The following is a 13,086-nucleotide window of genomic DNA, read 5'->3' as shown; positions in this document are numbered from 1 at the left end:
ACAGGTGCCGCGACGGTCCGGGGGGTCCCGCTTCATTACTCTCGATGTGCGATAACCCGCAATGTGCAATCATGTCGGCACCCCAGCCGCCTGATTACTTCCGCTAAGTGAGTCCACATGCCGGGTCCAGGCAATGTCGGCGAACGTGTCCGCAACCTGCGGCTCACCAGACGCCTGTCGCAGGCACAGCTCGCCGGTCACGACCTTTCCGACAGCTACATCTCATTGATCGAGTCCGGCAAGCGGACTCCGACGCCGACCGTCCTGCGCATGCTGGCCGAACGGCTCGGCTGCACGCCGGAGTACCTCGCCGAGGGCGTCGAGCCCGAGCAGCGCGCCCATCTGGAGGTGCGGGAGCGCCATGCGCACCTCGCGCTGCTGGCGGGCGACCCGGGCACCGCCGAGTCCGGCTTCGACGAGGTGATCGCCCGCAGCGACGATCCGGACCTGACCTCCCGCGCCCGCTGGGGCCGCGCCCGCGCCCTGGAGGAGCTGGGCCGCACCGGCCAGGCGATCGCGCTGTTCGAGGAGCTGCGCGAGCAGGCCGAGCGCGATCCGGGACGGGCGAGCTGGCTGCCGCCGGTGATCGCGCTGGCCCGCTGCTACCACACGGTCGGCGACCTCGGGCAGGCGATCGCGCTCGGCGAGCGCGCGATGGACCGGCTCGGCAGGCTCGGGCTCGCCGCGGGGCAGGAGTACACCGAGGCGGGCCGGATCCTGTTGCTCGCCTACGTCGACCGCTCCGACCCCGTCCGCGCGCACGAGCTGGGCAGGCGGCTGCTGCACCCGGAGGGCTCCGGGCAGGACGAGCCCGCGAGCGTCCACTACCAGCGGGCCAGCATCCGCGCGCTGGACGAGGGCACGATCGGCGATTCGCTGTACTTCGCCGACCAGGCGCTGGCCGCCCGCAGCGACGCGACGCCCGTGCAGGCGCAGGCGCGCCTCGACCTCGCCGCCGCCAAGGCGCTGCTGAGGGGCGTCTCGCCGTTCTCGCAGCCGGCGCCCGCCGCGGTGGCGGACGTCGTCTCCCCCGGCGACGGCGCGCCCGGCATCGAGCGGCCGCGCGCCGAGGGCAGCCGCGAGTCCGCGCGGGAGGCGCTGGCGCTGCTGGACGGGACGGGCGCGCTCGAAGGGGCCGAGGCCACCGAGAGCACCATCGCCAAGGCGCGCGCGCTGGTCCTGGTGGGGGAGCTCGACCAGGCCATCGCCGAGCTGGAGCAGTTCCTCGACACGGGCATGGCGCTGGTGGCGCCGCCCCCAGCGCGGACGCACTCCATCACGCCGCATCCCGGCAACGACCTCGCCGCGCGCACCCAGAAGACCGTGCTGGCCCGGCTCGTCCTCGCCCGCGCCCGGGTGGCGCAGGGGGAACGGCAGGCGGCCCAGGTCGTGCTGCGCGCCGCGTCGGAGCAGCTGAGGACGCTTCCGCCCGGACGCCCCGCCGCGCATCTCCTCCGCGAGCTGGGCGAGCTGTTCGAGCTGGTGCAGGACGCCGAGTCGGCGGCCGCCGCGTACCGGCAGGCGCTGGAGGCCGCGGGCCTGCACGCCGCGCCGTCCCAGGAGGCGAACCACGACCTCGGACGGGTCTGACCGCCGGGTCCCCCGCGCATGCGGCGCGAATTTCGGGCGCCCCGGAATAAAGGAACCGGCATGCCTGTCCTATCCTGGTGGCGCAAACATGGGATGACTGGCTGACCGGATGTCGTCGGCCCCGGGATCGAGGAGGGACCGTGACGCTGCGCACCGCCCGCCGATCGTCGCTCGTCGACCAGGTGATCGAGCAGCTCAGAGCCGAGATCACCGGCGGCTCGTGGCCGGTCGGCGCGAAGATCCCGGCGGAGCCGGTGCTGTCGGAGACGCTCGGCGTCGGCCGCAACACCGTCCGCGAGGCCGTCCGCGCCCTCACCCACGCGGGCCTGCTCGACAGCCGGCAGGGCGACGGCACGTACGTGCGGGCCACCAGCGAGCTGTCCAGCGCCGTCCGGCGGCGCCTGGAGACGGCCGAACTGGTGGAGATCCTGGAGGTGCGGCGCGGCCTGGAGGTCGAGGCGGCCCGGCTCGCCGCCGCGCGCCGCACGGACGCCGACGTCGCCGCCGTCACCGCCGCGCTCGCCCGCCGCGACGCGGCATGGGCGGCCCGCGAGCACGCCGCGTTCGTGGAGGCCGACCTGGCGTTCCACACCGCCGTCGTGGAGGCGACCCACAACCGGGTCCTCACCGACCTGTACCGCGACTTCAGCACCGCGCTGCGCGCCAGCATCGGCGCGGCGGGCACCCTGCTCGAACACGCGGACGTCCCGCACGGCCCCATCGCGGCGGCCGTGGAGGCGGGCGACGCCGACGCCGCGGCCCGCGCCACCCACGCCTGCCTGGACCAGATCCTGGCGTCCACGGGCCCGTGGAAAGGCGCGGACGAGGCCCCCGGCGTCGCCGACGCGCGCGAGTCCTAGCGGCGGCGAGCGTCCGGCATCACGCGGTCGTCTCCGCGTCCCTTTCAACGATTTCCGGCGTGTCCCGGGCCGCCCCCGGCCCGTGCACGCCCTCCCCATCCGGTTCGACGCGCCCGCGGGCGCATGACGAAGGCGAAATGAACACCTCGGCAGAGTCCCCCGCCCCCCGTGCCCTGACCGCCTGGTCGCTCGTCGGCCTGGTGCTTCTGACGATCAACCTGCGGGCCGCCATCACCGGGATCTCCCCGCTGCTCGGCGACCTGCGGGACGCGTTCGGCCTGTCCGGGGTCGAGGTCGGCGTCCTGACCACCCTTCCGGTGCTGTGCCTGGGCGCCTTCGCGTCGCTCGCGCCGGTGCTCGCGCGCCGCGTCGGCGCCGAGACCGCCATCGCCGGGTCCCTGCTGCTGATCACCGCCGGGATCCTGCTGCGGGTCGTCGCGTCGCCGCTGCCGCTGTTCGTTGGAACGGTCCTGGCGGGCGCGGGGATCGCGATGGGGAACGTCCTCATGCCGGCGGTCATCAAGCGCGCCTTCCCGCGCCGCGTCGGCTCCCTCACCGGGCTCGCGATGATGCTGATGGCCGCCAGCGGCGCCGTCGCCGCCGGCCTCGCCGTCCCGCTGGACGGCGCGGGCGGCTGGCGCCTCGCGCTCGCCGTCTGGGCCGTCCCGTCGCTGGTCGCGGCGCTGGCGTGGGGGCCGCTCGCGGTCCGCGGCCGCCGCTCCCCCGGACCCGCCGTCCCGTCCGCGCCCGCTGCGGGCCCGGCCGCGGAGGGCTCGCTGCTGCGCTCGCCCGTCGCCTGGTACGTCGCGGCGTTCATGGGCCTGGCGTCGCTGATGTTCTACGTGCTGATGTCCTGGCTGCCGGAGATCATGCAGGACGCCGGGTACGCCGACGCGACCGCCGGGATGATGGTCTCCACGATGATGATCGTCGGCATCCCGCTCGGGTTCGCCGTCCCCGTCGTCGCCGCGCGGCTGCGCGACCAGCGGGCCGTCGTCGCCGGCGTCGCGCTCACCATGGTCGCGGGCATCGGCGGCCTGATGCTGGCGCCCGCCGCCGGCTGGGCGTGGGTCGTGCTGCTCGGCATCGGCACCGGCAGCGCGTTCCCGCTCGCCTACACGCTGCTCAGCCTGCGCTCGCCGAGCCCGGCCGTCGCGGCGCGGCTGTCCGGCATGGCGCAGACCGGCGGCTACCTGCTCGCCGGATTCGGGCCGCTCGCCATGGGGGTGCTGCACAGCGCGACGGGCGGCTGGCACGTCCCGCTGACGCTCGTCCTCGCCCTCGTCGTGCCGGAGCTGGTGTTCGGGCTGCTCGCCGCACGGCCCGGCTACGTCCGCCCGGCGGCGCGCGCGGACATTCGCCTCGTCGAACCGAAGAGCGTGCCCGCCGGCGAGCCCGCCCGGACGCGCTGACGGCGCTGACGGCGCCGGGCTCAGCCGTTCATGTCGACGGCGTCCAGGTCGAGGACGCGGGCGTGCAGGACGGTCCGCTGGTGCAGCGCCGCCCGGAGCGCGCGGTGCAGGCCGTCCTCCAGGTACAGCTCGCCCTTCCACTGGACGACGTGCGGGAACAGGTCGCCGTAGAACGTGGAGTCCTTGGCCAGCAGCGAGTGGAGGTCGAGTTCCCGTTTGGTGCTGACGAGCTGGTCGAGGCGGACCTGGCGAGGGGGGATCTTGGCCCAGTCCCGGGACGACAGACCGTGCTCGGGATAGGGCCTTCCCTCACCCACCGCCTTGAAGATCACGTCCAGAGTCTACGTTGCCCGACTACACCGGTCACCGGATTCCACCGATTGGTAAACAGTTACGCCGCAGCTCAGAGGCCCCGTCAGTAACTGCCGCCACCGGGCAGACTGGAAGGGGAGAAGGGAGGTGTCGTCATGCGGAAAGTGGCCGACTGCAGGGACTACCCCAGCGAGATGAACTGCACCCTGACCATCGCCGGTGAGGAGCAGGAGGTCGTGCGGGCCGCCGCCGAGCACGCGGCGTCCGTCCACGGGCATACCGACAGCCCCGAACTGCGCGAGCAGATCCGCCAGGGCCTGAAGGACGAGGTGCCCCAGCACGCCTGAGCCGGACCGCCCGACGCGGCCTGAGCCGAATTCCCGCTCAGGCCGCGTTCTTTGCGTTCCCGGCGTAGTGCTTCAGCGGAGCTTCACGGCACCGCCGTCGGCCATGACCGTCTGGCCGGTCATGACTGCACGGGCCACGCCTCCGCCCACTGCACCACTCCGGCCAGCATGAAGTTGCGCGTGGCGAACAGGTCGGTGTCGAGCGCGCCAGCCGCCAGTCGTCGTCGGTCTGCTCGTCGCACGGGAACCACAGCGATGGAATCGCACCGGAGGAACTACGGCGGCAGAACTACCGCGAAGCAACTCACGCCGACGGAACTACACCTGTGGCATGGCCCGCGGCCCCGGAACGACGAAGGTCCCGGCCGCTGAGCGACCGGGACCTTCGTTCGGCTGTCACGCCGGTGGCGGAGGATGCGAGATTCGAACTCGCGAGCGCTTGCACGCAACACGCTTTCCAAGCGTGCGCCCTAGGCCACTAGGCGAATCCTCCGCGGGAAAGCCTACCGGGTCTCGGGCAGTGACCTGACACCAATTACGGCGGAGACCGGGATCGGACCGTAGACGTGCGGGAAGACCTCGTCACGACCCGCTCGTGGCGGACCGGCGCGTCCAGCCGCGAGACGTCGATGATCAGCAGGGTCAGCTCCGACCGGGGGACGGCGCCGTAGAAGCGGCCCAGCACGCCCTCCACCTGCTCCATATCGGACGAGCAGTGGACGAAACCCTCCTCGTCCAGCGTCCGGCCGAGCGTCGACATGGTGTACGACACTCCCGAGTCCCGCGCGGATTCCCAGTGGCGGCGTTCGGCGATGTGCAGGAGCGTCTGCTGCGTGGCGTCCGTCATGGGGCGGAGAGTACGCGGCAACGGTGCCGACCCAGGCCGCGCATGCCATAGACTCTGTGCAGACCCCTCGCACGGCGTCACCCTGTGAACCTCCCCAGGGCCGGAAGGCAGCAAGGATAAGCAGGCTCTGGCGGGTGTGCGGGGGGTCCCTTGCTTAAAGCACCACCGCGCTTCTGACGCTCTGCTTCTCGAGGGAGGGCGGACCCCCGATGAGTCTGGCTCTGTACCGCAAGTACCGGCCAGCGACGTTCGCCGAGCTGAAGGGGCAGGAGCACGTCGCCGAGCCCCTCCAGCAAGCGCTGCGCAACGGCCGGATCAACCACGCGTACCTGTTCAGCGGCCCGCGCGGCTGCGGCAAGACCTCCAGCGCCCGCATCCTGGCCCGCTCGCTGAACTGCGAGCAGGGGCCGACGCCCGACCCGTGCGGCAAGTGCGACTCCTGCGTCGCGCTCGGCCCGTCCGGGTCCGGCCACATCGACGTGATCGAGATCGACGCCGCCTCGCACGGCGGCGTCGACGACGCCCGCGACCTGCGCGAACGCGCGTTCTTCGCGCCCGTGTCGGCGCGCTTCAAGGTGTACATCATCGACGAGGCGCACATGGTCACCCGCGAGGGCTTCAACGCGCTGCTGAAGCTCGTCGAGGAACCGCCGCCGCACCTGAAGTTCGTGTTCGCGACGACCGAGCCCGAGAAGGTCATCGGGACGATCCGGTCCCGGACGCACCACTACCCGTTCCGGCTGATCCCCCCGGGCGTGCTGACGGAGCTCGTCGAGGAGATCCTCCAGTCGGAGGACGTGCCGTACGAGGCGTCCGCGCTGCCGCTCGCGGTGCGGGCCGGCGCCGGGTCCGCCCGCGACACGCTGTCGATCCTCGACCAGCTGCTCGCCGGGTCGGACGAGAAGGGCATCACCTACGCGCGGGCCGTCTCGCTGCTCGGCTACACCGACTCGACGCTGCTGGACGAGGTCATCGCCGCGTTCGCCGCCCGCGACGGGGCCGCCGTGTTCGCCGCGGTCGACCGGGTGATCGAGAGCGGCCAGGAGCCCCGCCGGTTCACCGCCGACCTGCTGGAACGCGTCCGCGACCTGGTGATCCTCTCGAACGTCCCGGAGGCGGGCGGCTCGGGGCTGCTGAACGTCCCGCCGGACGAGCTGGTGCAGATGCGGCGCCAGGCGTCCTCGATGGGGCCCGGGGAGCTGACCCGCGCGGCGGACCTGCTGCACACCGGGCTGACGGAGATGCGCGGCGCGACGTCCCCGCGGCTGCTGCTGGAGCTGATCTGCGCCCGGATCCTGCTGCCGGCCGCGTACGAGGACGAGGCGTCCATGTTCGCCCGCCTCGACCGCCTCGAACGCCAGGCCGCGCAGGGCGGCCTGGGCGCTGCGCCGGGCGACGGCCTCACCCAGGCTTTTGCCTCCGTTGCGCCTGCCGTCCCTGCCGTCTCTGCCGAGCGTCCGGGTCCGGCGCCGGCTTTCCCGCCTGCTGCTTCGCCAAGGCCGGGGCCCGCTGAAGCGGCTGGGGCAAGGGAGAAGCCGAGCGCGGTTGAGTCCAGGGGAGAGCCGGGCTCCGCTGAATCGAGGGGGAAGGCGAGCCCCGCTGAGTCCAGGGAGGAGCCGAGCTCCGCTGACTCAAGGGGAGGGCCGAGCCCCGCTGAATCAAGAGGAAAGCCGAACTCGCCTGGATCCAGGGAAGAACAGCCCCCGCCCGCCCAGGGGGGCGACCCCACTTCCAGTGTCGACCCCCGCCAGGGCTCGCCGGAAGGCGAACGTCGTTCTGTGGATAACCGCGTGCCCGCGGCAGCCCACAGCCGCCCCGCCTCCCAGAGCGGCGCACCCGCCCAGACCGCAGGCGGGACGCCCGGCGGCCAGCAGGCCGCAGGGGCCGGCCAGCAGAGCGCAGGGGCCGGTCAGCAGGGCGCGGGGAACGCGGTGGACGTGTCGATGGTGCAGCGGTACTGGCCGGACATCATCGAGGCCGTCAAGCAGAAGAGCCGCGCGACCTGGATGGTCATCATGTCCGGGGTCCGGCCGACGTCGCTCGAAGGACGCGTCCTCACGCTCGCGTTCGAGGCCGAGGGCAACCGCCTCGGGTTCGTCAACGGCAACCGCGACGTGATCCTCAGCGAGGTGCTGCGGGAGCGGATGGGCGTCGACTGGCGGATCGAGACCGTGTCCGGCGGCGCGGGCGGCGGACGAGGCCAGGGCGGCCCCGGGCCGAACGCGGGTCCGGGCGGTGGACGCGCCGGCGGTGGATTCGGCGGCGGTGGCGGCGGCGGTGGTGCGCCTTCCGGCGGTTTCGGCTCGTCGTCCGGCTTCGGGTCGTCCGGTACGGGCGGCTCCGCGCCGTCGTCCGGTTTCGGGGCCTCGCAGTCCGGCGGGAACGGCGGTTCCGGCGGCGGACCGGGTCAGGGCGCGCCGACGGGCCACACGGCGCAGCAGCGCGGCGCGTCCTCGAACCCCGTCCCCCGTCCGGCCTCCAACGGGGACGCGGCCGGCGGGTTCGGCGCGGGAGCGGGCGACCCGGGGCCGATGCCGCCGCCGCCCGACGAACCGCCGCCGCCGCCCGAGCCGTCCCCGATGGACGAGAGCGACGAGGTGGACCCGGAGGGGGACGCCGACGCCGACGGCATCGAGGCGGAGATGAGCGGGATGGCGCTCATCCAGCGCGAGCTCGGCGGCCAGATCATCCGCGAGATCGACAACTCCTGACGCCCGTCAGTGCGGGATGCCCTCGATCAGGTCGCGGGCGCCCTTGCGCAGGAGGTCACCGGCCACGTGGGCGCCGAGGTCCTCGCCCTTCTCCGGCGGGGACGACTCCTGCGAGTGGACGAACCGCGAGCCGTCCGGGGTGAACACCATCCCGCGCAGGTCCAGCTGCCCGTCCCGCTCGATCCGGGCATGTCCGGCGATGGGGCTGTTGCAGTGTCCTTGCAGGCCGTGCAGCATCGTGCGTTCCGCGGCGACGCACCGCCGGGTCTCCGGGTGGTCCAGCAGCCGCACCAGCTCCACGACGTCGGTGTCGGTGCGGCGGCAGTCCACCGCCAGCACGCCCGCACCGACGGCGGGAACGATGTCGAGGGCCTCGCCGGGCCGCTCGATCCCCAGCCGCGTCAGGCTCGCCCGCGCCAGGACGATCGCGTCGAACTCCTCGCCCGAATCCAGCCGTCCGAGCCGCGAGTTGACGTTGCCGCGCAGGTACTCGATCTGCAGATCGGGCCGGATCTGTTCGAGTTGCGCACGCCGTCGCACCGCCGAGGTCCCCACCCGCGCACCCGGAGCGAGATCGGCCAGGCCCTGGACCTTGCTGGCCGTCGGGAACAGCATCACGTCGGAGACGTCGTCACGCTCGATGTACGCGGCGAACATCAGCCCGTCCGGCCGGGGAACGTCGCCGGGCACGTCCTTGAGGCAATGCACCGCGATATCGACCCGGTCCGTCAGCAGTGCCCGGTCGATTTCGCGCATGAACGCGCCCTTGCCGCCCAGCTCGCCCAGGTGCCCTCGGTGCTTGTCTCCGGCGGTTTGGATGCCGACGACTTCGACGGTCACGTTCGCCAATTCCTGCAACCGGGCTGCCACGCCGCGAGCCTGCACCATCGCCAGCGGCGACGTCCGCGTCCCCAGCCGCAGCACCCTGCCGCCCCCGCCCCAGGAGAACGCCGACAAGTCCGAAGGCGCTGCCCCCGTACCTTCACCATCAGCTGTCACGTTCGCCCCTTCCGCAGCTCCGCCCGATGCCTTCGCCAGCCGGACGGCCGATCCAATGCGTTCAACGGCTTCCTGCTCCGAAAGTGAACCGTGCCGACCTCATGGCGCACCCGGAAACGTGCCGGGATACATCTGGTGTTTGAGTATCGCGCCCACTCGTCCGGCCGTCGCCACCGCGTCCCGGCAGGGAGCGATGAACGTGCCACGGACGGCGTCATAGAACGCCCAGCCGCCAGCGACGACCCTAGCCGCCGCCAGTACCGAGGCGTCTTCCCGCATTCCCCGGGCGTAGACCAGCGGCAAAGGGAATGGCGCCACCGAACCCCGTTGCGGATACGCCTCTGGTTCGCGGCTCCTGACTGGAGTCGGGGGATCGGTGGGCCGGGCTTACCGGATCTCGGCGGGACCCCGTAGTCTCGGGGGACGGACGTCCGGTGGTCGGCGCGGTCGCGAGAGAGAAGGCCCTCCCGCGGGGCCGGAAGAGGGGTGCACCGTGGAACCCGGTGGTCAGTTGAACATGCAGGAACTGCTGCAGCAGGCGCAGGCCATGCAGGAGCAGCTGTTCGCCGCGCAGCGCGAGCTCGCGGAGGCGGAGGTGAAGGGCACCGCCGGCGGCGGGCTCGTCACCGCGACGGTCAACGGCCAGGGCGAGGTCACGGGGCTGTCGATCGACCCGAAGGCGATCGACGCCGACGACCCGGCCGACACCGCCGAGACCATCGCCGACCTGGTGCTCGCCGCGATCCGCGACGCGGCACGGGAGGCGGCCGAGCTGCAGCAGCAGAAGATGGGCCCGCTCGCCGCGGGCCTCGGCGGCGGGGGCGGGATCCCCGGCCTCGGCGGCGGCGCGCCCGGCGGCGGCGGCCTTCCCGGGGGCTTCCCCGGCCTCGGCGGCTGACCGGCGAAGCACGAACGACTGAAAGGAGGGGTCCGTTGTACGAAGGGGTGGTCCAGAACCTCATCGACGAGCTGGGCAGGCTGCCCGGCGTCGGCCCCAAGAGCGCGCAGCGGATCGCCTTCCACCTCCTCGCCGCCGATCCGGCCGACGTCGAGCGCCTCGGCAAGGCGCTGAAAGAGGTCAAGGACAAGGTCCGCTTCTGCAGGACGTGCGGGAACGTCGCGGAAGAGGAGGAATGCCGGATCTGCCGCGACGCGCGCCGCGACCCGTCGATCATCTGCGTGGTCGAGGAGTCCAAGGACGTCGTCGCGATCGAGAAGACCCGCGAGTTCCGCGGCCGCTACCACGTGCTCGGCGGCGCGATCAGCCCGATCGAGGGCGTCGGCCCCGACGACCTGCGCATCCGCGAGCTGATGCAGCGGCTCGCGGACGGCACGGTGACCGAGCTGATCCTGGCGACCGACCCGAACCTGGAGGGCGAGGCGACCGCGACCTACCTCGCCCGCCTGGTCAAGCCCATGGGCCTCACCGTCACCCGGCTCGCCAGCGGCCTGCCGGTCGGCGGTGACCTGGAGTACGCCGACGAGGTGACCCTGGGACGCGCATTCGAAGGACGGAGGCTGCTCGATGTCTGACACCAACAGCCCGCAGGACTGGAACGCCCTCGCCGAGCGGGTGGCGTGCCATGTCGACAACTACCTGAGCGGCCTGGAGGCCGTCGCGCGCGGCGACGGCGGCGTCCACACGGTGCCGCTGCTGCTGCTGGAGGTCTCGCAGGTCATCCTGGCAGGAGCGCAGCTCGGCGCCAGCGCCGACGTGATCCTGCCGGACAACTGGGAGCCGGAGATCGGCGACGACCCCGACCTCGACGCGGTCCGCGCGGGCCTGTCCGAGCGCCTCGGCGACCTCGACGAGTACGTCGAGGTGTTCGACCCGTACAAGGACACCGAGCCCACGCCCTACCGGCTGTCGGACGACCTGGTGGACGTCGCGAGCGACCTCGTCCACGGCCTGCGCCACTACAACCAGGACCGTCCCCTCGAGGCCCTGTGGTGGTGGCAGTACTCCTACTTCAACCACTGGGGCAACCACGCGGGCGCGTCGCTGCGCGCCCTGCACGCCTATGTCGCCAACGACCGCCTGTCCGTGGCGCAGGAGGCGGCGGTCGCCCAGTAGCGGCCCCCGGCCCCCGCGCGCGGCGAAGGTCAGCCGAACGGGGGCGGGGTGAGGCCGTAGCGGTCGACGAGGCCGGGCAGCCAGTCGGGACGGCCCAGCTCGAGCCCGTAGCGTCCGGCGAGCTCGCCGATCGCCTCGGGGTCGGGCGGGCCGTCGGCGACGAGGTCGGCCAGGTCGAGGAAGAAATGCTCGAACCCGGCGGGGCTGATCACCTCGATCATGCGGGCGGGCTCGCCGCCCGCGTTCCACATGGCGTGCATCTCGCCGCGGGGTTTGCTGATGTAGCCGCCCTCGCCGAGGACGGCCTCCTCGTCGCCGGACCGGAACCCGATCTCGCCCGCCGTGACGATGGAGAACTCGTCCTCGCGGGTGTGCCGGTGCGGCGGGACGAGGGCCCCGACGGGGAACGGGTGTTCCACGATGGCCACCTGGTCGCCGGTGTCGGCGCCGAAGAGCTTGAACTGGACGCCGATGGTGCCGAGGTCGTCGGTGCGCCCGGCGCCGGGTCGAAGCACGGTCAGTTGCGCGGCCTGCGCTCGGGAGGTCGTTCCGCTGTGCGTCATGGTCCTGCCTCCTGACGGACGCTTCGTTCACTTCCAGTCTGCAAACCGGTGAAATATCAAGTCAAGCGGCCTCTGGCCTGCTGATTCGGCTCTATGGAGGTGTCCTCGGCGTGGCGCCCCCGCAACGCCCCGCCGAGGACCTCTATCCCCCGGGTCCACCCCGTACGGCCAAGGCGGTGGGGGTGGCCTCTTCGCGGTTCCCTTTCTAACGGAGGGGGCCACGTGGCGTCCGCTGCGCGGCAGCGCGGGCGTGGTCGCGAGGACGCGAGCGCGAGGACGCGGGTGCGCACTACCGCGCGGGTGGGCACTACAGCGCAGGTGCGCGCCTGTACAGGCGGACCGCACGGGAACACCATGGGTGGCATGGATTCACGGCGAAGCGTGAAGCAGAGCCTGCCCTACCCCTATGACCAGGACCTTTCGCCGGTGCTGCGGCGGTTGAACCGGCGCACTCCCGGCAGCCGGAACAGGCTCGCCAACGACCCGGTCACCGCCGCGTACCTGGCCGCGGGGATGCGGCTCATCGAACGCCATCTGGGGCCGGGCGCGGTCCGGACGGCCGTCGACCCCGAGGACGGCAAGTCCTCGATCGAGCGTCCCATGCTCGCCTTCCTGTCGCAGCGGACGGTGGCGGCGGAGGTCGGCAGCAATCCCGATCCGTTCCCGCAGGTCGGGAGCGTCTCGACGCTGCGGTCCACGTGGGGGTGCCATTCGGACTTCATCGCCGACCTGCTGCGGTTCGGGCTGTGGTCGTACCATCCGAACCACTGCGACGCGGCGGAGGCCGCGGACATCCTCGGCCTGATCCTCGACGGGCCGGACCTCGTCGAGGGAATCCACCGCCTGGGGTTCTGGAACCTGCTGACGCTGGTGGACCGCCCGCGGTTCCGGCTCGAGCTGTTCGCGACCGCCGCGAGCGAGGGCGACGACGTCGTCCAGAAGGCGCTGGCGGAGAACTACCAGGAGATCCTGGAGCCGTGGAAGGAGATCTGCGGCGAGCTCCTGACGGCCCGGGGCCTGCGGCTGCGCACCGGCGTCACCGTCGAGGCGTTCGTCGACATGATCAGCGCGGTGATGGAGGGCGTGGCGCTGCGGATCCTCGCCGACCGGGGCGCGGACGTGCTGGACCGCGCCCGGGGGCGTTCGATGGCCGGGACGGCCCTGCTCGCGCTGATCGGCGGATGCGTCGAGCGCGCCGACCGGTCGGACGGGCTGACGCTCGAGCAGTCCGTCGAGGCGATGGTCTATGGCTCGCCGGACCCCGCGCACGCGGATCCCGGCGCAGCGGCGGTTCCCGATCGGCTCGTGGGGACGCGCTGACACCGGCCCGATCCCCCGGATCGGGGGTGCGTGCCGGAGGGCTGCCCTACG

14 protein-coding genes, 1 tRNA gene and 1 other RNA gene are annotated in these 13,086 nt (G+C 72.6%); 10 read left to right on the top strand and 6 right to left on the bottom strand.

Translation table 11 applies throughout. From position 1 onward, the window contains the following. Positions 1 to 117 precede the first annotated feature (117 nt). From QP089_RS20430 to QP089_RS20420, 3 genes are all read left to right on the top strand, one after another. Complete coding sequence (locus QP089_RS20430) at positions 118 to 1,590, top strand: helix-turn-helix transcriptional regulator (RefSeq protein ID WP_285913314.1); 1,473 nt, start codon at positions 118 to 120, stop codon at positions 1,588 to 1,590. A 140-nt stretch (positions 1,591 to 1,730) separates the two neighbouring features. Continuing rightward, positions 1,731 to 2,450, top strand: a complete 720-nt coding sequence (locus QP089_RS20425; protein ID WP_285913313.1) for a FadR/GntR family transcriptional regulator — start codon at positions 1,731 to 1,733, stop codon at positions 2,448 to 2,450. Positions 2,451 to 2,587: 137 nt separating this feature from the next. After that, a complete protein-coding gene (locus tag QP089_RS20420; RefSeq protein WP_285913312.1) occupies positions 2,588 to 3,862 on the top strand; it encodes a CynX/NimT family MFS transporter in 1,275 nt (424 codons plus the stop codon). A gap of 20 nt (positions 3,863 to 3,882) precedes the next feature. Here the strand turns inward: QP089_RS20420 and QP089_RS20415 are convergent, their stop codons facing one another. After that, positions 3,883 to 4,194: a type II toxin-antitoxin system VapB family antitoxin gene (locus tag QP089_RS20415; RefSeq protein WP_285913311.1), complete on the bottom strand. Its 312-nt coding sequence runs from the start codon at positions 4,192 to 4,194 to the stop codon at positions 3,883 to 3,885. 135 nt (positions 4,195 to 4,329) lie between these two features. On the opposite strand from QP089_RS20415, the gene QP089_RS20410 reads away from it, so the two are divergent. Then, entirely contained in the window at positions 4,330 to 4,521 is a 192-nt protein-coding gene (locus tag QP089_RS20410) for a DUF1059 domain-containing protein (RefSeq protein ID WP_285913310.1), read from the top strand. A 119-nt stretch (positions 4,522 to 4,640) separates the two neighbouring features. Here QP089_RS20410 and QP089_RS20405 read toward each other — a convergent pair whose 3' ends face one another. The 3 genes from QP089_RS20405 to QP089_RS20395 form a co-directional block, all read right to left on the bottom strand. Further along, entirely contained in the window at positions 4,641 to 4,763 is a 123-nt protein-coding gene (locus QP089_RS20405) for a hypothetical protein (protein ID WP_285913308.1), read from the bottom strand. A gap of 163 nt (positions 4,764 to 4,926) precedes the next feature. After that, positions 4,927 to 5,014: transfer RNA gene (locus QP089_RS20400), tRNA-Ser, on the bottom strand. Positions 5,015 to 5,056: 42 nt separating this feature from the next. Beyond that, the gene (locus QP089_RS20395; RefSeq protein WP_285913307.1) at positions 5,057 to 5,368 is read right to left on the bottom strand and encodes a DUF952 domain-containing protein; all 312 of its coding nucleotides are present in this window, start codon (positions 5,366 to 5,368) and stop codon (positions 5,057 to 5,059) included. Between the two features lie 58 nt (positions 5,369 to 5,426). Between QP089_RS20395 and ffs the strand changes: the two genes are divergently transcribed. Beyond that, an RNA gene (ffs, locus tag QP089_RS20390) (signal recognition particle sRNA small type) lies at positions 5,427 to 5,522 on the top strand. Positions 5,523 to 5,577: 55 nt separating this feature from the next. Next, a complete protein-coding gene (locus QP089_RS20385; protein ID WP_285913306.1) occupies positions 5,578 to 8,079 on the top strand; it encodes a DNA polymerase III subunit gamma and tau in 2,502 nt (833 codons plus the stop codon). Positions 8,080 to 8,085: 6 nt separating this feature from the next. Here the strand turns inward: QP089_RS20385 and hemC are convergent, their stop codons facing one another. Further along, positions 8,086 to 9,003 carry a hydroxymethylbilane synthase gene (gene hemC / locus QP089_RS20380; protein ID WP_285913649.1) on the bottom strand — a complete coding sequence of 306 codons (918 nt, stop codon included), beginning with the start codon at positions 9,001 to 9,003 and terminating at the stop codon, positions 8,086 to 8,088. A 592-nt stretch (positions 9,004 to 9,595) separates the two neighbouring features. On the opposite strand from hemC, the gene QP089_RS20375 reads away from it, so the two are divergent. Genes QP089_RS20375 through QP089_RS20365 form a run of 3 tightly spaced genes read left to right on the top strand, consistent with a single transcriptional unit; the run spans position 9,596 to position 11,152 of the window. Further along, positions 9,596 to 9,976: a YbaB/EbfC family nucleoid-associated protein gene (locus QP089_RS20375; protein WP_446474074.1), complete on the top strand. Its 381-nt coding sequence runs from the start codon at positions 9,596 to 9,598 to the stop codon at positions 9,974 to 9,976. Positions 9,977 to 10,011: 35 nt separating this feature from the next. Then, complete coding sequence (gene recR / locus QP089_RS20370) at positions 10,012 to 10,611, top strand: recombination mediator RecR (RefSeq protein ID WP_208265687.1); 600 nt, start codon at positions 10,012 to 10,014, stop codon at positions 10,609 to 10,611. After that, a complete protein-coding gene (locus QP089_RS20365) occupies positions 10,604 to 11,152 on the top strand; it encodes a DUF5063 domain-containing protein (RefSeq protein WP_285913303.1) in 549 nt (182 codons plus the stop codon). Before recR ends, QP089_RS20365 begins: the two co-directional genes overlap by 8 nt. Positions 11,153 to 11,181: 29 nt before the next feature. Here QP089_RS20365 and QP089_RS20360 read toward each other — a convergent pair whose 3' ends face one another. Further along, positions 11,182 to 11,715: a cupin domain-containing protein gene (locus QP089_RS20360; protein ID WP_285913302.1), complete on the bottom strand. Its 534-nt coding sequence runs from the start codon at positions 11,713 to 11,715 to the stop codon at positions 11,182 to 11,184. Between the two features lie 363 nt (positions 11,716 to 12,078). Here QP089_RS20360 and QP089_RS20355 point away from each other — a divergent pair, with 363 nt between their 5' ends. Next, positions 12,079 to 13,035 (top strand): hypothetical protein, encoded by a 957-nt coding sequence (locus QP089_RS20355; RefSeq protein WP_285913301.1) that lies wholly within the window; start codon positions 12,079 to 12,081, stop codon positions 13,033 to 13,035. The last annotated feature ends 51 nt before the right edge of the window (positions 13,036 to 13,086 follow it).

The sequence above is a fragment of the Actinomadura opuntiae genome (genome assembly GCF_030283205.1).
GTDB lineage: Bacteria > Actinomycetota > Actinomycetes > Streptosporangiales > Streptosporangiaceae > Spirillospora.
Note: the sequence above shows the minus strand (reverse complement) of the source record. Positions and strands in the feature narration are given on the sequence as shown.

Bases quoted from the DNA above. Each gene is read 5' to 3' on its own strand.
- QP089_RS20375 (WP_446474074.1), top strand. From the start codon at position 9,596: ATGCAGGAACTGCTGCAGCAGGCGCAGGCCATGCAGGAGCAGCTGTTC.
- QP089_RS20420 (WP_285913312.1), top strand. From the start codon at position 2,588: ATGAACACCTCGGCAGAGTCCCCCGCCCCCCGTGCCCTGACCGCCTGG.
- QP089_RS20395 (WP_285913307.1), bottom strand. From the start codon at position 5,368: ATGACGGACGCCACGCAGCAGACGCTCCTGCACATCGCCGAACGCCGC.
- QP089_RS20410 (WP_285913310.1), top strand. From the start codon at position 4,330: ATGCGGAAAGTGGCCGACTGCAGGGACTACCCCAGCGAGATGAACTGC.
- QP089_RS20355 (WP_285913301.1), top strand. From the start codon at position 12,079: ATGGATTCACGGCGAAGCGTGAAGCAGAGCCTGCCCTACCCCTATGAC.
- QP089_RS20385 (WP_285913306.1), top strand. From the start codon at position 5,578: ATGAGTCTGGCTCTGTACCGCAAGTACCGGCCAGCGACGTTCGCCGAG.
- QP089_RS20365 (WP_285913303.1), top strand. From the start codon at position 10,604: ATGTCTGACACCAACAGCCCGCAGGACTGGAACGCCCTCGCCGAGCGG.
- QP089_RS20360 (WP_285913302.1), bottom strand. From the start codon at position 11,715: ATGACGCACAGCGGAACGACCTCCCGAGCGCAGGCCGCGCAACTGACC.
- QP089_RS20430 (WP_285913314.1), top strand. From the start codon at position 118: ATGCCGGGTCCAGGCAATGTCGGCGAACGTGTCCGCAACCTGCGGCTC.